The sequence below is a fragment of the Streptococcus sp. IsoGale021 genome, from assembly GCF_031142795.1.
Lineage (GTDB): Bacteria > Bacillota > Bacilli > Lactobacillales > Streptococcaceae > Streptococcus > Streptococcus hominis.
On record NZ_JAKZJH010000006.1, the window covers coordinates 97,553 to 119,354 of the forward strand.

Annotated in this window: 24 protein-coding genes; 2 read left to right on the top strand and 22 right to left on the bottom strand. The window is 38.5% G+C overall.

The features are described from left to right. Nucleotide 1 precedes the first annotated feature (1 nt). The 16 genes from RG565_RS05965 to RG565_RS06040 all read right to left on the bottom strand — a co-directional run bounded on the left by RG565_RS05965 (nucleotide 2) and on the right by RG565_RS06040 (nucleotide 14,086). Nucleotides 2-430 carry a GNAT family N-acetyltransferase gene (locus RG565_RS05965; protein WP_247937197.1) on the bottom strand — a complete coding sequence of 143 codons (429 nt, stop codon included), beginning with the start codon at nucleotides 428-430 and terminating at the stop codon, nucleotides 2-4. 59 nt (nucleotides 431-489) lie between these two features. After that, on the bottom strand, nucleotides 490-1,038 hold the full coding sequence (locus RG565_RS05970; RefSeq protein WP_257362733.1) for a S41 family peptidase: 549 nt from the start codon (nucleotides 1,036-1,038) through the stop codon (nucleotides 490-492). Between the two features lie 80 nt (nucleotides 1,039-1,118). Next, nucleotides 1,119-2,507: an APC family permease gene (locus RG565_RS05975; protein ID WP_247937196.1), complete on the bottom strand. Its 1,389-nt coding sequence runs from the start codon at nucleotides 2,505-2,507 to the stop codon at nucleotides 1,119-1,121. 146 nt (nucleotides 2,508-2,653) lie between these two features. Beyond that, nucleotides 2,654-4,642: an ABC transporter permease gene (locus RG565_RS05980; protein WP_247937195.1), complete on the bottom strand. Its 1,989-nt coding sequence runs from the start codon at nucleotides 4,640-4,642 to the stop codon at nucleotides 2,654-2,656. Further along, nucleotides 4,635-5,402, bottom strand: coding sequence for an ABC transporter ATP-binding protein (locus RG565_RS05985; protein ID WP_247937247.1), 768 nt, complete (start codon nucleotides 5,400-5,402; stop codon nucleotides 4,635-4,637). Before RG565_RS05985 ends, RG565_RS05980 begins: the two co-directional genes overlap by 8 nt. A gap of 139 nt (nucleotides 5,403-5,541) precedes the next feature. Beyond that, entirely contained in the window at nucleotides 5,542-5,670 is a 129-nt protein-coding gene (locus RG565_RS05990; protein ID WP_003028293.1) for a hypothetical protein, read from the bottom strand. A 163-nt stretch (nucleotides 5,671-5,833) separates the two neighbouring features. After that, nucleotides 5,834-6,238: a DUF3021 domain-containing protein gene (locus RG565_RS05995; RefSeq protein ID WP_247937194.1), complete on the bottom strand. Its 405-nt coding sequence runs from the start codon at nucleotides 6,236-6,238 to the stop codon at nucleotides 5,834-5,836. 12 nt (nucleotides 6,239-6,250) lie between these two features. After that, the gene (locus tag RG565_RS06000) at nucleotides 6,251-6,706 is read right to left on the bottom strand and encodes a LytTR family DNA-binding domain-containing protein (RefSeq protein WP_018543621.1); all 456 of its coding nucleotides are present in this window, start codon (nucleotides 6,704-6,706) and stop codon (nucleotides 6,251-6,253) included. Nucleotides 6,707-6,731: 25 nt separating this feature from the next. Next, a complete protein-coding gene (locus tag RG565_RS06005; protein ID WP_247937193.1) occupies nucleotides 6,732-7,595 on the bottom strand; it encodes an ABC transporter permease in 864 nt (287 codons plus the stop codon). Nucleotide 7,596: 1 nt separating this feature from the next. Continuing rightward, nucleotides 7,597-8,463, bottom strand: coding sequence for an ABC transporter ATP-binding protein (locus RG565_RS06010; RefSeq protein WP_247937192.1), 867 nt, complete (start codon nucleotides 8,461-8,463; stop codon nucleotides 7,597-7,599). Nucleotides 8,464-8,615: 152 nt separating this feature from the next. Beyond that, entirely contained in the window at nucleotides 8,616-10,592 is a 1,977-nt protein-coding gene (locus tag RG565_RS06015) for an FtsX-like permease family protein (protein WP_247937191.1), read from the bottom strand. Beyond that, nucleotides 10,573-11,352: an ABC transporter ATP-binding protein gene (locus tag RG565_RS06020; RefSeq protein WP_022525183.1), complete on the bottom strand. Its 780-nt coding sequence runs from the start codon at nucleotides 11,350-11,352 to the stop codon at nucleotides 10,573-10,575. The genes RG565_RS06015 and RG565_RS06020 overlap by 20 nt, the downstream gene beginning before the upstream one ends. 73 nt (nucleotides 11,353-11,425) lie before the next feature. Continuing rightward, complete coding sequence (locus RG565_RS06025) at nucleotides 11,426-11,554, bottom strand: hypothetical protein (RefSeq protein ID WP_268732239.1); 129 nt, start codon at nucleotides 11,552-11,554, stop codon at nucleotides 11,426-11,428. Next, nucleotides 11,555-12,313, bottom strand: a complete 759-nt coding sequence (locus tag RG565_RS06030) for a TraX family protein (RefSeq protein ID WP_247937190.1) — start codon at nucleotides 12,311-12,313, stop codon at nucleotides 11,555-11,557. A gap of 122 nt (nucleotides 12,314-12,435) precedes the next feature. Further along, the gene (locus RG565_RS06035) at nucleotides 12,436-13,416 is read right to left on the bottom strand and encodes a sensor histidine kinase (protein WP_247937189.1); all 981 of its coding nucleotides are present in this window, start codon (nucleotides 13,414-13,416) and stop codon (nucleotides 12,436-12,438) included. Continuing rightward, nucleotides 13,400-14,086 carry a response regulator transcription factor gene (locus RG565_RS06040; RefSeq protein WP_247937188.1) on the bottom strand — a complete coding sequence of 229 codons (687 nt, stop codon included), beginning with the start codon at nucleotides 14,084-14,086 and terminating at the stop codon, nucleotides 13,400-13,402. Before RG565_RS06040 ends, RG565_RS06035 begins: the two co-directional genes overlap by 17 nt. Nucleotides 14,087-14,179: 93 nt before the next feature. Between RG565_RS06040 and RG565_RS06045 the strand changes: the two genes are divergently transcribed. After that, a complete protein-coding gene (locus RG565_RS06045) occupies nucleotides 14,180-15,361 on the top strand; it encodes a DUF2974 domain-containing protein (protein WP_247937187.1) in 1,182 nt (393 codons plus the stop codon). Between the two features lie 355 nt (nucleotides 15,362-15,716). Here RG565_RS06045 and metG read toward each other — a convergent pair whose 3' ends face one another. Next, on the bottom strand, nucleotides 15,717-17,714 hold the full coding sequence (gene metG / locus RG565_RS06050) for a methionine--tRNA ligase (protein WP_247937186.1): 1,998 nt from the start codon (nucleotides 17,712-17,714) through the stop codon (nucleotides 15,717-15,719). Nucleotides 17,715-17,961: 247 nt separating this feature from the next. On the opposite strand from metG, the gene RG565_RS06055 reads away from it, so the two are divergent. Beyond that, a complete protein-coding gene (locus tag RG565_RS06055) occupies nucleotides 17,962-18,222 on the top strand; it encodes an SWEET family sugar transporter (protein WP_247937185.1) in 261 nt (86 codons plus the stop codon). 364 nt (nucleotides 18,223-18,586) lie between these two features. On the opposite strand, the gene RG565_RS06060 is transcribed toward RG565_RS06055, so the two are convergent. From RG565_RS06060 to RG565_RS06080, 5 genes are all read right to left on the bottom strand, one after another. After that, nucleotides 18,587-19,219 carry a DUF421 domain-containing protein gene (locus tag RG565_RS06060; protein ID WP_247937184.1) on the bottom strand — a complete coding sequence of 211 codons (633 nt, stop codon included), beginning with the start codon at nucleotides 19,217-19,219 and terminating at the stop codon, nucleotides 18,587-18,589. Further along, the gene (locus RG565_RS06065) at nucleotides 19,216-19,671 is read right to left on the bottom strand and encodes a DUF3290 family protein (protein ID WP_102570600.1); all 456 of its coding nucleotides are present in this window, start codon (nucleotides 19,669-19,671) and stop codon (nucleotides 19,216-19,218) included. Before RG565_RS06065 ends, RG565_RS06060 begins: the two co-directional genes overlap by 4 nt. Before the next feature lie 179 nt (nucleotides 19,672-19,850). Beyond that, entirely contained in the window at nucleotides 19,851-20,486 is a 636-nt protein-coding gene (locus RG565_RS06070) for an SdpI family protein (protein WP_247937183.1), read from the bottom strand. Further along, complete coding sequence (locus RG565_RS06075) at nucleotides 20,473-20,754, bottom strand: autorepressor SdpR family transcription factor (protein WP_049533669.1); 282 nt, start codon at nucleotides 20,752-20,754, stop codon at nucleotides 20,473-20,475. The genes RG565_RS06070 and RG565_RS06075 overlap by 14 nt, the downstream gene beginning before the upstream one ends. Continuing rightward, complete coding sequence (locus RG565_RS06080; RefSeq protein WP_247937182.1) at nucleotides 20,741-21,640, bottom strand: CPBP family intramembrane glutamic endopeptidase; 900 nt, start codon at nucleotides 21,638-21,640, stop codon at nucleotides 20,741-20,743. The genes RG565_RS06075 and RG565_RS06080 overlap by 14 nt, the downstream gene beginning before the upstream one ends. Between the last annotated feature and the right edge of the window lie 162 nt (nucleotides 21,641-21,802).

Below are 21,802 nucleotides of genomic sequence, written 5' to 3' on the forward strand. Positions count from 1 at the left end.
CTCAAAATTCCCAATAAAAACGTTTCTGATCAGCTTTTTCCTCACAACCCAATTTTCGATAAAACTCATGAGCCTTCATTCGTGAAATACCAGAGTTTATTCGAATACCTGTGTAACCAGCTGCCACGCCCTCTTCACGAATAGCCTGCATCAAAGCTTTGCCATATCCCTGCCCTTGAAAATATGGAGCAACAGTCAAAGCCAGCAAATTGAGCAAAGACGGAAAATATAAGCAATCATAGCTAGCTGCGTGGGCACAGCCGACAATTTGACCTGCTGCATTTTCAGCTACCAAGATAAAATGATCAGACCTATCCAATAGCTCTGATAGTTTCTGACGAGTTTCTATCAAGCCAAAATCATAACCGAGAGCAATTGCATTGATTTCCTGAATAGCCGCTGCATCTGAAAGTTCTGCAGATCGTATCATATTCGCACCTCTTTTTCTTTCTATTATAGCAAAAAACAGCGGTAATCACTATTTAGAGATTATTTCGATATTTGCTCTAGTAACCAAGTTCTAGCATCATTCAATGGTGTGGTTGTAGCAATATCTGGTTCGATTGGAGTATTTTCATAACGATTACCCTTTCGGTCAATAATCCGAGAGACTGTCAGCTGAATTGTTGCCCCGTCATAAAGAGAATAAACCATATTTCCTGTTGTATAGCCAGCTGTTGGCTTGCCAAAAATTTTAACGTTTGGTAAGCCTTTGAAAGCTAATGTCGTCATTTCACCAGAGCTAGCTGTATTACCATTAACTAGAATTGCTATAGGAATTGTTTTAGAACTATTCTTTTCTTCTGTCTGCTTGCTTGCCAATATTTGTGATAAAGTAGTACCTATTTTTTGCCCATTTGTATATTCAAATTGAAAGAGAGTTCCATTAGGCAAAATAGCAGCTAATCCACCAATCATAGGATACATATTGCCACCGCTATTATTCTCAAAATCCACAATTACTCTCTTGTAAGTTTCCTTCGTCAATGCCTGATGTAGCATTGTACGATAAGCTTTAGCCTCTTTCTCGTTTCCCATAAATGGAAAAATAGAGCCAATTGCCTTAGCTCTATCTTACAATTTACAATTATTTCTTACATTTTTGTAAGGTAAACTCATCAATTGATTTCCGAATGTTGGTAGCCATAGATAAAATAGATAATTGTTCCGACTAGTAAGGCAAGCCCAAATGCCAACCAAGTGTCAGAGCCATATTGGGTCATGAAAGACAGGCAGATAATAATGGATAAGATCGGCGTCAGAGGTACAAATGGAGTTTTAAACTCCCCTGCTTGAGGAAGTCCTTTATCCTTGCGCAACTTCAAAATAGCCACTGCTAACAAAATCAGATAAGCCAAGGTGCAGATATTTAGAAAGGATGCGATACTGGCTAGCGGAAAAATCCCCGCACAAACTGCTGCAGCTATTCCTACCAAAATCGTAGCATTTTTCGGTACACGACTGGTAGCGGTTAATTTTCTAAAAGACTTTGGCAACAAACCGTCACGCGCAATGCTGTAAATCATGCGCGACAGAGCATAAGTCATGGAAATGCAGACAGTAATCAAAGTCAAAATAGCCACCACTGACACATAATTAGCTGCCCAGCTAAGCCCCGCACTGCGAAGCGCAAACGCGACAGCATCTGCCACATCTAGCTTGCTGTAGTGGACAATCCCTGTCAGAACCAGTGTCACCAATATATAAAGTACCGTTACAATGGACAAAGATAGCACAATTCCTCGTGGAACATTTTTTTGTGGCTCCTTAATCTCGTCCACTGCCATAGAAATAGACTCAAAACCCAAAAAGGCAAAGAACATCAGAGAGGCGCCAGCCATAATTCCAATATTGCCACCATAGAGTTTACCAAAGCCAAACGGAGCAAAATGAGACCAATTTTCAGGCTTAATAAAGAAAATCCCTACAAGGATAAAAAGGGCCAGCGCCGAAAACTTCAAGATAACCAAAGCGGAATTAAATCGCAGGGCTGCTTTAGAATTTAATAAAACCACGCCTGTCACAAATACCAAAACAAGAATCGGCAGTAAGTCTACATAAGTTCCTGCCTGAGGATTGAAGGTTCCATTGAGCGCTCTTGGCATACTCAAACCAAATCCATTCAGCAAGCCTTTCAAATAGGAAGCCCAACCAGAGGCAACACTAGATACAGCCGTCATAAATTCCATAATGGTCAGCCAACCTGCTATCCAAGCTGGAAACTCACCAAGAACAGCATAGAGATAGCTATAAGCACCACCATTTGCAGGAATTCTTGATGCAAATTCTGCATAAAAGAAAGCAGACATACTCACGCAAAGAGCAGAAATAATAATCGAAATCACCAAAGCTGGACCAGCTAGAGTTGCAGCCGCCGTTCCGGTAATCGTGAAAATCCCCGTTCCCACCATAGCGCCAATTCCTAACAAAATCAAATCCAACAACCGTAAATGACGACGCATGCCAGTCCGATCTCGACTGACATCTTTTTTACGAAAAATATTCATCCTAAACTCCAATTTATTAGATTGAATTATTCTACCATAAAAGCAATCAAAAAGGAATCAAACGTCCCTCTTTTTTGTTAAATAAATTGAAAAAGGAGCAAGAATAGTCCTACTCCTTTTCGCGATTATCTATACTTATCACTAACTTACATCGACACAATTCTACGATAACTGCGTGATGTGATGAGAAAGACAAGTACATAAACGATAAAGAAAACAGCACAAACGCCAAGTGTAACTTCCAACATCAATGTAGCATTTAAGACACCCAGAACTTTCAGCATGAGGCTCAGCATATGATAAGCAAAAGCCAGATGAACAAAGGCAAAGATGAGTGGCAAGAAGAACACCGTCAGAATTTGCTTGCGAATGGTTCGCTTGGTCTGCTTTTCATCCAGTCCTACCTTTTGTAAAATTACAAAGCGGTCTCGGTCTTCATACCCTTCTGAAATCTGTTTGTAGTAGATTACCAAAACCGTTCCCAGCATAAAGACAATTGAAAGGAAAATACCAATAAAGAAAACTCCGCCGAGCATGCTCATGATTTCCTGCACACCTTGGATTCTTGTATAACCATACACACCGGCATTATCGGGGAGCGTCGTATTGAACTGTTTCAGCTTCTTCTGGTAAGCTGTATCCAAATCGCCCTTTTTCTTATTAGAAGCCCTGATATTCAAGCTGCCATATAACTCTGTATTAATTGTGTAGTGCTCCTTTTGTGCATCTACTATCTTTTGTGGATCATTGACAACCATAAAAAGAGACTGCGGCACAATGATATTATACTGATCTACGACATTTCCAAGAACAAAGTCCTCTGTTAAAAGTTCTTTCACTGTCAATTCTTGTCCAATCAGTTTAAGAGGTTGATCTTGTTTAATAGACATTCCTTTTGCAAAGATTGCTGTCTCATTGTCTTTCAAGTCCAACGTTTTGCCAGTCATCTTTTGATAATCAGCAACTGAAAATAGAAGAATGTAAGCTTGTGGAGAAACTCGTGTTTCACCTTTTGGATAAATATCAAGCTGATTACCGTCTTGTTTTTTAATTCCCATCGAATAATATTGATAGGCGCTTTTCTTAGTAACTTTTAGATGATTTTCATTTGCAAACTCTGTCAGTGCTTGTTCCAATTGGGCAGCTGATACTTCACTTCCCTTTATAGTATAGTCTTGAGGGTACATCACTGTTTTCAGATAATCAGCACCTGCGTAGATGTTAATACCACCAGCTAAGGTGACTAAGACCATGGTTGACAAAATCGAAATCGTTGCTAAGCCAACCGCATTTTTCTTCATCCGAAAAATCAAATTGGACACAGAAATCATATTATTAGGTTGATAATAATACCGTTTATTTTTCTGAAGCAACCGTAAAAATACCGTAACTCCTGCATTGAACAGCAGATAAGTCCCTAAAATAACAAAGAGAACAGCTATAAAAAATATACCAATTGCTGTCAATGGATTTTTGACACTCAGAGCTAGGTAATAAGCATAGCCTAAAGAAATCGATCCAATAATCGTTTGAATCAGAAGAAATCGTCCTTTTCTTTCACCGCTATTCTTTTCCTTGGCCAATTGCAAAGCATTAAAACGTAGAATCCTCAAACCGTTGACAAGCACCAAGCCCGCAAAAATAACGCCATAGATGACAACAACAAAAATCAAAACAGGCAATTGGAAAGTAGAAACCAAGACAACTTTAAACCCCATCAATTTCAATAAAAAAGCATAAATTAATTTGTCAAATATGATACCGAATCCTAAACCAATGGCTACAGTCGTCAAACCTAGAATCAAGAGTTCAATGAAAACCATAGTAAAAAGATGACGTTTGTTAAGTCCTAACATTCCATAAAGGCCTAGCTCTTTCGAACGGTTTTTCATGACGAAGCTATTAGCATAAAAAACGATAATCGCTGCAGCAATCGTCACAATAATCACTCCAAGAGCCAAGACAAATGAAATAGAACTTGCCCCCTGCATTTTTTGTAAATGAGGATTAAAGGTTAAGGAATTAAAAATATATGAAATAGCAACGACTAAACAAGTTGCCAAAGCAAATGGATAGTACAATCTGCGATTTTTTACTAGGTTAGAAATCGCTAATTTTCCCGCTAATCTAAGCACCTTGATTCACCTCGCTCGCCATGACCGTTAAGGTATCAGAAATCTCTTGGAACATCTGCCGCTCCGTCTTATCTCCTCGAAAGATTTGATTATACAAAATGCCATCCTTAATGAAAAGTACCCGCTTAGCACGGCTTGCCGCCGAAGTCGAGTGCGTCACCATAAGTATCGTTTGACCCCGATCATTGATGTCATCAAAGACATCTAAAAGCGCCGCAGACGATTTGGAATCCAACGCTCCAGTTGGTTCATCTGCTAACAGAATTTCTGGATTACTGATAATTGCACGTGCTACTGCCACCCGTTGTTTTTGACCACCTGAAATTTCATAGGGAAACTTTTCCTGCAATTGGTTAATCCCCAGTTCATTACAAGTCGTAACCAGCTTTTGCATCATTTCTGTGATCGGGCGGCGTGACAGAACGAGCGGCAATAGAATATTATCCTTGACCGAGAGCGTGTCTAACAGATTGAAATCTTGAAAAACGAAGCCTAATTTTTCCCGACGGAAACTCGAAGCCTGACTGTTTTTGATTGTGGCGGTGTCCGTACCATTGAGAAAAACACGTCCTTCAGTTGGCTTATCCAGCATGGCTAGAATGTTGAGCAAAGTGGATTTCCCAGAGCCAGATTCCCCCATGATAGCGACATAATCGCCCTCATCTACTGTAAAATGAATATCTTTCAGTGCTTCCACTTGATTGCCTTGAAAGCGGGTTTTGTAAATTTTCTTCACATGTTGTACGTCTAATAGTGTCATCATTTTCTCCTAACAAATTCTTATACATCTATCATACTGAAAAGAAAAGCAACTTTCCATACTTTAACCTTTCATTTTTCACTTTTATCTTACATTTTTGTAAGATTGATGAACATGATTTTTTAATTTATCCAATCTTTTAATGACTATACTGCAACCAGAAATAGTATTGACTAGAAGCGCAGCCAATTTTTGTCTTTTCAATTTCTTCTTTGGAAATTTTTGCAGTTTTTGGCATTGATTTTTTGTGAAATAAAATTGTTTTCATGATGCTTCTCCGTTATTTTTCTTTACACTTATATAATACAAAACTCTTGACAAAGCTACCATAACATAACCTTTCATTTGATGCATATAATCTTACATTTTTGTAAGAAAAAAGGCTTGGACAAATGTGTCCCAGCCCTCTGGATATAACTACAAGACCTAAGCTATTCTTTTGTATGGTTTCTTCTTAATTTTACAAGTGATTCATTGATTTTCTTTGTTTTTAGATAAATGTCTAAACGAACGAACAGCCAAATTAAAATGTAGATAACAATAAAATCCAACCAAAATTCAGTCCGTGCCAAATTAAAAGCCCAACCATTATAGACCATCATGACACTAACCACCATTAAAGTAAGAAAAAAATGAATCGTCAACTGCACTAAATAAGAAAAACGTTCAATTTCAAACAGCAAGGAAAACAAGCCAATCAAAGCACTCATTATCAAAATACTGAGAATGTTAGAAGTCGTAACAGGTGATTCTTGAATTCGAAAAGCCAAAACAAGTAAATACGCTAAAGAACCCGTACGCAGGCCTTCTAACATAGACACTACAATTTTTTTCATGTTTGTTCCTTTCTACAAACCGAGATAATCCATCAACAATCTGACGTATTTTCGACTGACACTTGACTTAATTTTGTTTGTCAATCTAGCCGTCATATTTCCTGAAAAGCTATCCGATAATGATAACAAATGGTCAATATTGATGACAGCGTGTTTTGAAATTTGAATAAAGTTTTTACGATTAACTCGACTTTGAAAATGTGTGAGTGTTTCGGTCGTCGCATAGATACCATCCACACAATACACCATCAATGTTGTCTGATTGATGTCTGCCAAAATAATCTGATCCGTCTTTACCATAACAATTTTATCATCTGTTTTAATGGGAATAGCATTCACATAAGACGACTTGTACTGATGTAAATATTCAAAAATTTCTTTGGCTTCAGCTTCTAACTCGTCCGCTTGAATCACAACAAGTGGATCATTTGAAGGAATGGTTGGATTCATTTTGAATTTAGTCTGCAAAAAATTTCTCTAACTTTCTATCAATTTAAGCAGTTTTAGTCCACCGATTGGTAGCAAACTGTTGGATTGTCCAAATGACAAGCAAGGCAACTAAAACTACTACAACTATATAGTATGTTTCTTTCATTGTCAATATAGATTCCCACTTTAATTGAATGCCCATCATCTTTTCAAAATAATCTTGCGCTGCTGTATTATGATGAAAAGCAGTAGCTAAGCTATCTTTCATCATTACTTGTCTAAAGAGAGAAGCAATATATGTGGAGGGAGTACATTTCATTATCGTTTGAGCAAATGACGGAAGAACCCCTATTGGAATATAGGTCCCAACTAAGAAACCAGAGGCAGCTCCGATAATCGTTGCTAGCTTTCCAAGCGTATCTACTGATTTGAAGCGATTCACAAGAATACCATTGAAAATCGAGCATAAGAGTGCATTGAGCACCATAATAAGGAGAACCTGAGGAAGCAAAGTCCAATCAAAGATAATCTGATCGTCCCAGATAAAGTAACCTTCCATGACAGCAAACATAATGATTTGCATCAAAAATCCAATGATGGCAGTACTCAGAAGGTAACTGATAGACAAGCCCCAGCGTCCCAAATCTGTCAGAACTAGGTCTCGTGTTACGTTATTTTCTCTATCTTTCGCTAGTTGGGAAAAACTAGAAAAGGTTGTGGTTAATCCTGTAATGGCAAGCGTTCCACCAATCAACCATGAATCCAATAACTGATTAGTGTGAGGGACTTGACTCCAAGAGGTCTTGATATTTGCTTTCAAAAAGACCAAGTACAAAATAAAGGAAATCATTGCCCCAAGAAGGGAGAAAAGAACCCCACTACGATTACGAAAATATAGTAAAAAATTTCTTTTAATGAGCATTATCATTTTAACGTACCTCTCTTCCTGTCAACGCCATAAAAGCATCGTCCATTGTTCCTGGTCGAAATTCAAATTGTCGAATAAAAGAGCGACCACACGTTAGAATCTCTAAAGCCTTTTCTGTCGTTTCTGGGTGAATCAACAGTTCATTCACTCTTACTTCCTCAAAAGGAATCTCTTCCTTCAAAATTTCTTTAAAATCAGCAGTATCGGTCACGAATACCTTGAGAAAATTCTGAGCATACTGCTCTTTAATCCGATTAGCAGATCCTTTAGCAATCACTTGACCGTGATCCACAATATAAATCATATCTGCATCATCTGCTTCATCTAAATAATGAGTGGTTAAGATAACCGTCATCTTCTCTTTTATTTGCAACTGGTGAATCAGCTCCCAAATGGCTTTCCTAGTTTGAATATCTAAACCCGTAGTTGGTTCATCAAGAAAGAGAATATCTGGGCTATTCAGCAGAGCACGGGCAATATCCACTCGTCGTTTTTGTCCACCTGATAAAGTCCCATATAATTGCGTTGAGAAATTTTGCAATCCCAATTGATTCACTAAGTTATCAACTTTTTCTTTATCAATATCCTTATATTGACCTGCTCTGATTTCTAAATTTTCTTGCACCGTTAGCATATCATCTAAAACACTGTTTTGGAAAACAACACCTAATTTAATAGGGTTATCATACAGTATCTCTCCTGCCGTAGGTTGCAAAAGCCCTGTCAACATTTGAATCGTTGTAGACTTTCCAGCACCATTTGGTCCTAAAATAGCGGTAAAACTTCCTGTTTCAATCTGAAGATTCAAATCATTCACAGCTTGCTTATTATCATAGACTTTGCTAAGATGGCGTGTTTCTAGTAGCATAACGTTCCTCCAATAATTTATTTTACGAACTTATCATACTCCTCACTTTTAAAAAAATCTCGCACTTTTGGATAAGAGGTTCTACTAACTAGATAAGAAGTCAGATTTACAAGATAAAAACCACTCGCCAAAAGACGAATGGTTCAAAATACTTATCGTGCTACAATCTTTTGGTAGCTTCTGGAGGTTATCACAAACACTAAGATGTAAACTAAGAGGAAGACACCGCAAGTGGCTATTGTTGTTTGAATGAGTAACGGCACATTTGTTGCACCTAAGAGAGCTACAATCAGCTGCAACATATGAAAAGCAACAGCGATATGAAGAAAGGCAAAGATAAGTGGTAAGAAGAAAACTGTTAAAATTTGTTTGCGAATCGTTGCTTTCGTTTGCTTCTCATCCAGTCCGACTTTCTGCAAAATGATAAATCCTTCACGATCTTCATAACCTTCTGAAATTTGTTTGTAATAAATCACAAGAACTGTCCCAAGCAGGAAAATCGTAGAAAGGAAAATTCCGATAAATAGAAGAGTCCCAATCACACCCTGATATTCTTTTTCAATGTGGTAACGCTCAGAAAGACTGATATTGCCACTTTCCTGACCTTGTTGCTGAAGAGCATTGAAAATACTTTCTTGGAGATCAACCTGTTTATTGGAAGATTGGATACCGATGTAGTAAGTATAGAAAGATTTCAGACCGACTTGGCTTGGTTGATTGACAACCATGTACATGCCTTTTTCTGATACCATACCAGATGTATTGACAATCTTACCATGTGCAAAATCCGTTTTCAAATGCTCTTTGATATTCCACGATTTTCCATTGATGGTAAGAACTTGCTTTTGATTGATTTGAAGATTTTTTGCATATAGAAGTGCTTCATTATCAGCTAAATCAACGGTTTTTCCTGTCATTTTTTCGTACTCTTGACGACTGATGACAAGGAAAGTAGCCATTGATTTTTGAGCTTCTTCTACATTTAATCTGGCTGTATTTTCAGGAATCGTTAGCTGATTGCCATTAATTTTTGAAATAGAAGAGATTTGATAACTATAATCTTCATACTTGGCATCTGTCAAGCCTTTTCCTCGTGCTACTTCTTTGACTGCTTGTAAAATAGCTGCATTTTTATCCGTCTTTGCGCTTGTAACCATGATATTATAATCCTTTGGATACAAAGTTGTCAGATAGTCTTTCCCACCCACATAGATATTAATAGAGCCAACCAGAGTTACCAGCAGCATAGTTGAAAGGATTGAAATCGTAGCTAAGCCTGCAGCATTCTTACGCATACGAGAAATCAAATTAGAAACAGAAATAAAATTCTGCGTTTTATAATAGTACTGCTTTCTTTTCTTTAAAAATTGCAAAAGCGTAATCGTTCCAGCGTTAAAGAGGAGGTAGGTTGCTAAAACGACCATGAGAACTGCGATAAAAAAATTCAAAATCGCAGCAACTGGTTTCTCAACTGTGAGTGCGATATAATAAGCCGCAGCCAGAAATCCTAACCCCACAAGTGTCTGTAAGCCAAGAAATCGTCCTTTTTTCTCCCCAGCCTTCTTTTCTCTCATCAAATGAAGCGAGCTGTAACGAAGCAGGCGCGTAGAATTTAAAAAGAGAATCAGCGCAAAAGCCACGCCCAGACTAGCTAAAACGGTGAAGATATTCGACCATTGGAAAGTTGAGGCAATCACTACTTTCATTCCCATAAATTTCAGTAAAACTGCAAAAAGCAATTTGTCTAAAAGAAAACCCAAGCCAATCCCAAGTCCGACAGTCACTAAGAAAAAGTAAAACATTTCAAAGAAAGTCATCAGCAGCATGTGCCGCTTCTCCATTCCTAAGATACTGTACAAACCAAGCTCCCGTGAGCGATTCTTCATGACAAAACTATTGGCATAGGTGATGAGGATAAGAACTGCAATTTGAACAACCCAAATCCCAAATTGCAGGGTCATACGAGCCGCCGAGCCACCATAGCTGGCTTCCAGATTTGGACTGTAAGCGAGCGATACAAAACTATATAAAATCGCTGTTGCCACAATCGTTGCTAGAGCAAATGGATAATACAGACTGCGATTTTTTATCAGGTTTGAGACTGCTAATTTATTCGTTAGTTTGAACATAACCACTCACCTCACTTGCCATAACCGTTAAGGTATCTGAAATTTCTTGGAACATCTGCCGCTCCGTCTTATCTCCTCGAAAGATTTGATTATACAAAATGCCGTCCTTGATAAATAGTACGCGCTTGGCACGGCTTGCCGCCGAAGTAGAGTGCGTTACCATGAGAATGGTTTGTCCACGATCATTGATGTCATCAAAGACATCTAAAAGCGCCGCCGAAGACTTAGAGTCGAGCGCACCTGTCGGCTCGTCTGCTAGCAGAATTTCTGGATTGGTGATAATAGCACGCGCTACTGCCACCCGTTGCTTTTGACCGCCTGAAATTTCATAGGGAAACTTTTCCTGCAATTGGTTAATTCCTAGTTCATTACAAGTCGTGACTAGCTTTTGCATCATTTCTGTGATCGGGCGGCGTGACAGAACGAGCGGCAATAGAATATTGTCCTTGACCGAGAGCGTGTCTAACAGATTGAAATCTTGAAAAACGAAGCCTAATTTTTCCCGACGGAAACTCGAAGCCTGACTGTTTTTGATTGTGGCGGTGTCCGTACCATTGAGAAAGACGCGTCCTTCAGTTGGCTTATCCAGCATGGCAAGAATGTTGAGCAGAGTGGATTTCCCAGAGCCCGACTCACCCATGATAGCGACATAATCGCCTTCATCTACTGTAAAATGAATGTCTTTCAGTGCTTCTACTTGGTTGCCTTGAAAGCGGGTTTTGTAAATTTTCTTCACGTGTTGTACGTCTAATAGTGTCATCATTTTCTCCTTTTAAAATCCAAAATATAACTGTTGCGCTGATTGACTCACTTCATAGCCAAATTGCGCTTTTTCAATATCTTTTAACACTTGGTTGAAGCAATTGCTTGTCTTGTTTCAATAAAATTTTACCATATTTATCCTCAGCTTTCTTTTTCCAATCTTCCCATTGCAGCCAATTCATCATCGTCCAATTTTTCATCTACTTGTGTACGAGGTAAGCGATACATGTAATCAACCATAAATGTGCTGGATAAAAGATATAAAAGAAATACTTGCTCCATTTGGTCGCAGGACCGCGCTCACCATTATAAAGTGAAATGAAAGGCAATACCGTGATAAAAAGCCAATCGGAATTATAAAACATCATTAACAGCGTGTCACTCCATAACGGATAAATCTGAATGCTCATACAAAATAGGACAACCGTTAAAATACCATACAGAAGATTGCGTAGGTTTTTCTTTTCTCTGCAAGTATAGGTAATCAACATAAATGGAATAATGACCATACCACCTTCTGTCACAAAACCAGCAAGCAAGCAAACAACAATGCCTAAGATAAAGCGAATGGGCTGGCGTTTAATGTCAACTGGCTTGCTCGTTTGGTTTATGCCAAAAAAGATATTGAGGACAAGTACACCGCAAGCCAAGGTTAAGAAAATATTATTATATATCTGAACTCCTTTAGACTGAAACAGCAAATTGAGAATCGTATTTCCGACAAACATGATAGCTGACCAGAAAAAGAGGCGCATATTATAAAGCAGACGACTTCGAGTATATAAGAAGCCTTCTACCGCTGCAAATGCAAACCAAACCGCCACACAGCGTGTTAAAGCATGAAAAATGCTCGCCCATTCACCTGACAGTAAGCCTGGTATTTTTTCAAGGTGATCAAAGACCATTAAAAAAGCCATTAAGAGCTTGAGCTGAAAAGCGTTCAATCCTTTTGTTTTCATGACTGTCTCCTCTGTTAAACATCATTCATTTTCTAAACTTATGATACAAAAAAAGAAAGGCTGCTACCATAACATAACCTTTCATTTTTAGAGGCTAACCTTACAATTTTGTAAGATTGCATTTATTCAAACAATAATTTCTTTTCTTTAAAAGTAATCATAACGGTTGTGCCCTCACCAACCACCGACTGCAAATGCAACTCATGCCCCAGTTCATCCGCAATTTTCTTAGATAAATAGAGTCCCAAACCGGATGACTGGTGCGTTAGACGCCCATTGTAGCCGGAAAAGCCACGCTCGAATACACGGAGAAGATCGGAATTTTGAATCCCCAAACCAGTATCTTTCATATACAAGGTATCTTCCTTAAAGAAAATTTCAATACCACCTTGGCTAGTGTATTTGAGACTGTTTGAGAGCACCTGCTCTAAAATGACGACAAACCACTTCTTATCTGTGATAATGGTGTGATTCAAATCATGCAAATTTAGACGAAGACCTTGCTGAATAAAGAAAATGGCATACTTTTTGACAACATCTTTGACCAAGTCTTCTATATTTTCTCTTTTCACGACTAAATCATCATGAAAACTTTCCAACCGCAGGTATTGCAAGACTAAGTTTGTATAAGAATCAATCTTAAACAGTTCTTGCTCTAACTGATTTTTCAGTGTCTGCTCTTGTAAATCCTCCACCAAGAGTTTGCTCGCAGCAATCGGCGTCTTGATCTGGTGCACCCAGAGCGTGTAGTAATCCAGCAAATCATTTCGCTTTATTTGCTCCTGCAATTTCAACTCTTTTTTATCATTTTTTAACGTTTCAATTTTGGAAAATAGCAGAGCTTCTATCGGTGTCTGTGCCTGACCTTCCCCATAAAAGACAAGATGACGAAATTTTTGGTACTGCTTGACAATATCCAATAGAAAACCCGCCAGACTAATCAGCAATAAAATCAATAGGACATACTGTAAGACTGCTCGTTCATCTTCAAAAAGGTAACAAAAAGCAAATAATAGTGTACAAAAAATAAGTAACAGTAAAAATAAAAACTGGCGCGAGCGGAAGTAATATTTGAAAAATAGACGCTTATTCTGATGATCCATTGGTTAATCCGTAGCCTATACCTTTCTTTGTTTCAATGAAATTCTTGAGACCGACTTCTTCTAATTTTTTCCGCAACCGTGCCACATTGACCGACAAGGTATTGTCATCAATGAAAAAATCACTATTCCAGAGCTCTTTCATCAGGTCATCACGCGCGACAATACTGCCAGAATGCTCAAACAGCACGCGCAAAATCTGAAATTCATTTTTGGTCAAGGTAATGACTTCACCTTCATAAACCATATCCATGGACTTGAGATTGAGAATAACTCCATGATATTCCAGTAAGCTTTGATCCGTTCCAAACTCATAAGACCGCCGCAACAGCCCTTGCACTTTAGCAAGAAGAACATTGTTGTCAAAAGGCTTGGTGACAAAGTCATCTCCCCCCATATTGATAGCCATGACAATATCCATTGCTTGGTCTCTTGATGACAAAAACATAATAGGCACTTTAGAAATCTTGCGAATTTCTTGGCACCAATGATAACCATTAAAAAGTGGGAGACCAATATCCATTAGCACTAGATGTGGTTCTTCCTTGGCAAAAATCGTCAAAACCTGCATGAAATCCTCTACTGCAACCACTTCAAATCCCCATTGCTCCAGCATTTTTTTGACTTGTTGGCGAATGACGGCATCGTCTTCTACTAATAATATCTTGTGCATTCTATCCCTCATTTCCGCTTTCTTTCTCTATTATAACAAAGACTTGGGAAAATATGCTATACTAACAATAGATTTTCAGAAAAGAGAGCCTTTATGGGAAATATTTTTAACTATTTAGAAGATGTACAATACGACAGTATCTACAATCAGCCCTTTACAGAGCTGGATATTCTGCTTTTGACCGAGATTACGTATCTAAACTATGACACAATCGTCACGGACGGTCTTGACCTGCAAAAAGCCAGCCGTTTAACTGATGTGCCACAATATATGCCCCAAGAAAACTCCATGATGAATACCAAACACCGCTTGGCACTCTTGCAGCAGGCAGCAAGTGTCAAACGCTATAAGAACATCAAACTCTTAGGTTATGTGAATGATATTGACTTAGATGTGCAAAAACAATTTGCTGCTATGACTTATAAGATTGATTTGGATACCTTCGTTATTGCTTTTCGCGGAACGGATGATTCCATTATCGGTTGGAAAGAAGATTTTCACATGACTTATATGGAGCATGTCCCTGCGCAGCAAACTGCTGTGCGCTACGTTCAAAAGGTCATGCAGGCATTTCCAACAGCCACCTTTATCTTGACAGGACATTCCAAAGGTGGTAATCTAGCGACTTATGCTAGCAGCCAAGTAGAGCCTTCTTTACAAGATAGAATCAAGCAAATCTACAGTTTTGATGCTCCAGGATTAAACCATACGATTATTGAAACAGAGGGTTATCAAAGCATTGCTTCAAAAATCAAACGCTACATTCCTCAAGGCTCTATCGTCGGGATGATGTTGGAAACGCCTAAACAAGCTCACATCGTTAAAAGCGTAGCCATTGGTGGAATTGCCCAGCATGACACTTTCTCTTGGCAAATTGAAAATGAGCACTTTGTCTTACTTGACACGCTCAACCCAGACAGCATTCAGACAGATAAAACTCTAAAAGAATGGGTGGAAACTGTTCCCGATGACGAGCTCAAAGATTTCTTTGATATCTTTTTCGGTCTCATTTTAGACGCTCAAATTACGTCCATTGATGAATTTTTCCAACCCAACAGTATCAAGAAAGTGCTAACTATCGTCCAAAATGCCCACGCCCTTACCGAGCAAGAAAAAGAAATGCTGAACCGCTTAACACGACTTCTCATTTCTATCCGTTACCAAGCTTGGATTGACGATTTCAAAACACCCAATCCAGCCACTTTTATGACCGATATGCGGGGAAATTGGGCGAGCCTGACAGAGAGATTTTCATTTTTAAATAAAGATGAATAGTGCATCATCATGTTTTATACTACAAAAGGGAGTCCTGTCTCACTCCCTTTTTTTAACTACTACTCAAATAGGTCGTCCGACCCTCGGATGAAGTAAATCTATTTTCGTGAAGGTTGTCCGACCCTCAGACGGAGCAAACTTCTTTTCAGGCAGGCTATCCGAGCCTCAGACGAAGTGAACTACTTTTTAGGAAAATTATCCGACCCTCAGACGTGGGGAAACAATTCTTAGATAAGCCGTTGATGTAGGTAATAGACTACCAATTTCTTTTATTCCATTGACCGGAACGATAAACAAAGCGAGGCTGAGACATTATTGTCCCAGGCTCATTTTTAATTCTAATCTTCCTGTGGGCTCACCCAATCAAGCTACCATTTGGTACATTTTGATCTACTGTGAGCAGAGTTAGTTGATTACCATATTCTGCTGAGAGGATCATGCCTTGGCTGATACGTCCCATCATCTTGCGTGGTTTGAGGTTCGCTACGATTTGGACTTTCTTGCCAACCAATTCTTGCTCGTTTGGATAGTATTTAGCAATCCCAGACAGAATTTGACGATCTTCGCCGTCTCCCGCATCCAAGTGGAATTGAAGCAATTTATCAGAACCTTCAACTTTAGAAACTTCTTTAACCTCTGCGACACGGAGTTCTACTTTGTCAAAATCGTCAAACTTGATTTCCTTGCGGTTGAGTTTGAGTTCTACTTCTTCTGGCTCCCATTCCTTTTCAATGGCTGGCTTATTAGCTTCCATTTGCTCCTTGATATAAGCAATTTCTTCTTCCATATCTAGACGTGGGAAGATTGGCGTGCCTTTGGCAACTACTTTGACACCTGTCGGAAGTCCTGCTAAATTTAGATTTTCTAGGTCAAAATCTGCCCCTAAACCAAGCTGTTCCATGATGGCATTTGATGTGGTCATCATAAATGGCTGAATGAGGTGAGCCACCACGCGCAGGCTAGCTGCCAAATGCGCCATAACCGCTGCTAAGTCATCACGTTTAGCTTCATCCTTAGCCAATACCCACGGAGCTGTCTCATCAATGTATTTATTGGTACGAGAAATGATATTCCACACTGCTTCCAAGGCTCGTGGATAGTCCACGGCATCCATCTGTTTGTGGTAGATTGCGATATTTTCTGCTACTACTGCTGCAAAGTCCGCATCAAATTCTGTCACATTCTCTTTATAAATCGGCACTTGACCGTCAAAATACTTGTTAATCATAGCAACCGTACGGTTGAGGAGATTTCCAAGGTCATTTGCCAGCTCAAAATTGATACGACCCACGTAGTCTTCTGGCGTGAAAGTGCCGTCAGAACCAACTGGAAGGCTACGCATGAGGTAATAACGAAGCGGATCCAGCCCAAAGCGTTCCACCAGCATTTCTGGGTAGACGACATTGCCCTTAGATTTAGACATCTTACCGTCCTTCATGACAAACCAACCATGGGCAATCAAGCGATCTGGCAATTTCATATCCAGCATCATGAGCATGATTGGCCAGTAGATAGAGTGGAAACGCAAGATGTCCTTTCCAACCATGTGGAAGACTGTTCCATTATTCCAGAATTTTTCAAAGTTGGCATCTGCATCTTGACCATAGCCCAGAGCTGTCGCATAATTGAGCAGAGCATCAATCCAGACATACACCACGTGTTTTGGATTGGACGGTACAGGCACTCCCCAAGTGAAAGAAGTCCGTGATACTGCCAAATCTTCCAAGCCTGGCTCGATAAAGTTTTTGATGATTTCATTCATCCGACCATCTGGTTGGATAAAGTTAGGATGGGCTTTAAAGAAGGCTACCAATCGATCAGCATATTTGTTGAGACGGAGGAAATAGGATTCTTCTGAAACCCATTCCACTTCGTGACCTGATGGTGCAATCCCACCGATAACTTTACCGTCTTCATCACGGAAGACCTCTTCTAACTGACTTTCTGTAAAGAATTCCTCATCCGAAACAGAATACCAACCAGAATACTCACCTAGATAAATATCATCTTGCGCCAGAAGACGTTCAAAAACAGCTGCTACTACTTTTTCATGATAATCATCTGTTGTGCGGATGAATTTATCATAAGAAATGTCCAGCAGTTGCCAGAGTTCCTTAACTCCTTTTGCCATCCTGTCCACATATTTCTGAGGAGTAACACCCGCTTCTTCCGCTTTCTGCTGAATCTTTTGACCGTGCTCATCAAGCCCTGTCAAATAAAAAACATCATAACCCATGAGACGTTTGTAACGAGCAAGGACATCGCAAGCAATGGTCGTATAAGCACTCCCAATATGGAGCTTACCGCTTGGATAGTAAATTGGCGTTGTAATATAAAAATTCTTTTCAGTCATAGCTTTTCCTTTCAAGGCAAATGAAACCTCATATTTGATAACACTTTATTATAACATATTACATAGTTTTTTAAATAAAAAATAGAGTTGACTCACATTGTACTCATAATCATTAGTATATTATTCTTGCTTAAATTTTATGATTAGTATAAAATAATAATATTGAATGATGCTTGTTTTATATGAACTTAGTATGTTATAAATGAATTCTAGTTCTCTACACTACGTTTTATGAGGAGTTATAGAAATGAACGAAAAACGAATGAAAATGATAGGTTGGGCGGCGACATTCATGTCTGTCATGATGTATGTATCTTATATCCCACAAATTATGGATAATTTAGCTGGACATAAGGGTAACTTTATCCAACCTTTGGTAGCTGCCATTAACTGTAGCCTTTGGGTTTATTATGGTTTGTTTAAAAAAGAACGCGATTTACCACTTGCTGCTGCAAATGCTCCAGGTATTGTATTTGGATTTATTACTGTACTAACAGCAATGTTCTAACCCTGATTGAATTCTCTTACTGTCCTATCTGATAGTAAGGATTTTTATTAACACTTCTTACAATAATAGAATTACAAACAAAACTCTGATTTCCTCAAAAACAAAAGCTCTATCTGGATGGACTAGTCGGATAGGGCTTTATTTTTTATATTTGTGCCGTTTTAGAAAAAGATTTTTTAATATTCCTTTACTATCTTTAATGCTATCTATTTTTAAACTATAATTTCAACAGCAGCTTCATTTTTCACCTTTTTATCTCACATAAGCTTCGCAGTATCTTTATCCTGATTTCATTTTTCTGCAGAACTCCTAGCAAGCTCTTCTTCTCTCTTTTACTTTTATCTATTCAAAAAGGAAAATAGTCTTAATACGTCACAACGCTCAAGTTGCCACTTTCATATTCTGCGATGAAGATATTAGAAATATCAGTATAGCCTTCCTTAGCGAGCCTCTCGATTAACCATTCTTCTGTTTTGTCAATAGACTCTAAAATATCAATCTGGGCAACACCGTCTGTGATAATGGGGTATTTCGGATTTTCCTCACCTGCCTGTACGACAATAAGCTGACCGTTTTGTTCCATGACTGCTCGTTTAACTTGCTTTAGTTGAAAAATTCCTTGACTACGCAACTTCAGAGCCACGTCCGCTGCAGAAAGACCAACGGAGCAGCAAGCTTCAGGGCTCAAATTCCCGTGCTGAATCAGGGTAGTCGGTTTACCATCAATCAAATGCTTGACTGCCCGAACATTGTTATTGAGCCATTTTAGAGTCAAGACCAAAATCGTCCACATAATGAGGATGATCGCATACTGGAGAATGTTAATAGAGCTATTATAAATCACCCCACCAATAATACCACCTAGAACATAATTTTGAATCTGGTCAATCGCGGAATTAGGTGCCAGATTTCCTTTTCCTGTCACATTGATAACAAACACGAGTGAAAATAGTCCCAGAGCTAATTTAATCAAGATTTCAAGAAAATTCAATGTCATTTTTTAACCTCCACTAATTTGATATCTGTTGTCTTATGCAATTTAATTTTTTCCAGTAAATACTTATCTGGCTCACTGCCACTCATAGCTCGATAAAAATCTTTTCCAACTTTTAAAATCGCTCCATCCGTCGCAGCTGAAGTGTTGACATAAACCTCTGACTTATCTACTCCCAAATCTTTTGAAATAACTTCAATAAAATGAAGAGAAGTTTGGAACTGGTTATTAGAGGCTTGATTGGTCTGAAAAGTACTAATCCCAATCAGAACGATAGCAATCAAAGACAAAATGGAGATAATCGCCAATTCCCGAAATTTCGAATCGCGCTTATTTCGATAAGCCTTAAAAGCAAAAAAACCTGTCACAAGTAACAACAAAATAGAAAGTCCAACCGTCACCCAGTTTTGCTGGCTGATTTGACTCAAAACATAATCATAAGAATAAAATTTCATTTTTTCTCCCTCTATTTTCTCGGCCTATTATAGAAAATTTTTCAATATTTCTAGAAATCGTATTTTAACAAGATAATAGGAGCGAGACAAAAATCAGCAACTCAAAGAGTTCAATTTTGTCGTCCCGCTCCCACAACGATAATTAGACTAAAAAAGTTTCAAGCTAAACAGCAAATGAATCAGTGTATTCTTTTAGATAACCAGTAAGAATAAATCATTGGCACTATAATCATAATGATTAGAGTAAAAACAAGCACGAACGTAACTGCAATCTGAACGAAACCATTAAAGAAAATGATAATACCACCAATCACCCAAATTTTACCAGCCAGACGATGTGTCTTTATCCAATTATCATCATTATCCAAAGTCCATGGGAAACGTATACCAACCGTATAATTGCGACGAGTTTTTGGCATGTAATTCCCAATAGCAATAAATAGAACTCCTAAAAACATACCATTTATCAGAGCATGATTAACTGCATAACCCAAGGCTTGCGCGTAAATAGCTGTCATGACTAAACAAGATGTCAAAGGAATAATCCAATAAACCAGATGCCACATTTTCAAGCTAATATTCTTAGATTTAGGATCCTTGCTAGTCACAAATAAACAAAACCAATGTATAAGCAGCAGAAAACTAGGAATACCAAAAACTGTTACCCATCGACTACTGAATCCATTTACTTGATTCGAAAAATCAAAATGCGTTGCCATCGTTTCTGGTAGCCGATCCCAAAAGAAACAACCCACAAGCACAGGCAACAGAATCATAACAGTTGTTAGTCCTAATATTTTTTTATTCATTTTCATCTCTTTTACTTCCTTTCAAGTCTGCTAACCACACCATCATATCCTCCAACACAGACGTATTGAGTTCATAGTAAATAAAGTTTTTCTCCCGTGTTTCCACAACCAAATCCGCCTGCTTCAAGACATTGAGGTGGTGCGAAATGGTGGCTCCTGTCAATTCAAACTGGTCTGCTATTTCCCCAGCAGACATCTTGTCCATTTTTAACAAATCTAAAATCTCTCGTCTCACAGGATGAGATAGGGCCTTGAAGGTATTAGTAAAACTCATGAGTTTCCCTCTTTTCTTTTTGTAAAATGGCTAGCGCTAAACACAAGAAAGGTAAAACTGCCAGAAGTCCTGTGGGTGTCGGACCTAGAATACGCAAGGCTAATGCTTTTTCTGTTGGCAATTGAAATAAAAGACCCACGCCAACAATGGCATTAACAGCACCGTGCAAGAGTGCTGGAGCCCAGATAGAATTCGTCTTTTCCATCACCCAACTTAATAAAACGCCTAAACTAAAACAAAAAACAAACATTGCAAGCAATCCCAGCCAAGGATATGCAAAATAAGTTAGTCCATAATTATATCCCTGCAAATTAATCGGCAGATGCCAAATACTCCAGATAAGTCCAACTAATAAGTGCGCTTGAACTATTGAAAAACGCTTGCGTAGTGCTGGATAAAGATAACCGCGCCACCCAATTTCCTCACCAATAGCAAACAGACTATTAAGAAAAGGCGCATACGTCAAAGCTGAAAATAGTTGTGCAAAAATAACGATCTGTATGGGAAGATTTCTTTGAGGACTACCTGTTCTTCCCAGCATTTCTCGCAACATCTCAAAACCAAGACTAAACTGTTTGCTAAAGACGATGTAATACAGTCCTGCTCCTAAAAAACTCAATACCCCAGGCAACCAAAGCGCTAATAAATAATAGCGCCAACATCCTTTGAGATTTGTTGAAAATTGAGCCTGTAATTTCATGTTTGCTAATCTCCTTTTCTTTAAGATAAAAAAAGCAAAAGCTGGCATCCACATGTCAAGAATAGTTCCAGCCTGAGCGATAGGCTCGCCAAGCTTGACATCAGCTAACCATAGCCCAATCCAAATCAACCAAGCTAAGTTATAAGATAAAAAAATAAAAGCAAGCATATCCGTTTTCTTCGACATTTAAGTTACACTTTCTATTTAGATAATCTTCTAAATAGAATTATACTCTTTCTTTTAAAAAACACAAGACGAGTTTGGGACAAAAGTGTTTTAACTCACTCTAACAATCAGAGTTCCGTTCGCTAATAGTCTCTGCTTTTTAGTTTTTAGTTAATTTCTTGT